The 621-nt window shown below is 65.5% G+C and carries 1 protein-coding gene; it reads left to right on the forward strand.

Translation table 11 applies throughout. From position 1 onward, the window contains the following. Positions 1-27: 27 nt before the first annotated feature. Positions 28-618, forward strand: coding sequence for a DinB family protein (locus tag ACTMTB_RS30875; protein ID WP_441149647.1), 591 nt, complete (start codon positions 28-30; stop codon positions 616-618). Positions 619-621 lie beyond the last annotated feature (3 nt).

The following is a 621-nucleotide window of genomic DNA, read 5'->3' on the forward strand; positions in this document are numbered from 1 at the left end:
TCAGGCTCATAAGGAAGACTGGAAGGCATGGCTGATCTTGGCGACCCGAAGGCTGCGCTGCACCACTACCTCCAGGCGACTCGCGATGACCTGATCTGGAAGCTCGACGGGCTGAGCGAACGCGAGGCCAGACTGCCCCGCACCGCGACCGGCAACAACCTGCTGGGAGTGCTCAAGCACTGCCTCAACGTCGAAGCCGGCTACTTCGGGCCCACCTTCGGGCGTGAGTTCCCGACGCCTGAGGACCTGGTCCCCATGCAGGCGTTCGAGGAGGACCCGCAGGCAGACTGGTACGCGCGGGAGGACGAGACGAAGGACGGGCTGATCGACCTGTATCGCCGTGTCGGGCTGTTCGCGGACCAGACGATCGAACAGCTACCGCTCGACGCGCCGGGGCAGGTGCCGTGGTGGCGGCCAGGCAAACAGGACGTGACGCTGCACAGGATCATGATCCATGTGACCTGCGACCTCGCCCGTCACGCCGGTCACGCCGACATCATGCGCGAGCAGCACGACAGCGCGATCGGCCTGCGGCGGGAGAACAGCAACATCCCCCACGACTATGACTGGCCGGCGTACGTCACCAAGCTGACGAAGCTCGCTGACCGGTTCGGATAGCCG

The sequence above is a fragment of the Micromonospora sp. L32 genome (genome assembly GCF_052068055.1).
Lineage (GTDB): Bacteria > Actinomycetota > Actinomycetes > Mycobacteriales > Micromonosporaceae > Micromonospora > Micromonospora purpureochromogenes.

Excerpts from the sequence above, each read along its gene's own strand:
- ACTMTB_RS30875 (WP_441149647.1), top strand. The coding sequence starts at position 28 with ATGGCTGATCTTGGCGACCCGAAGGCTGCGCTGCACCACTACCTCCAG.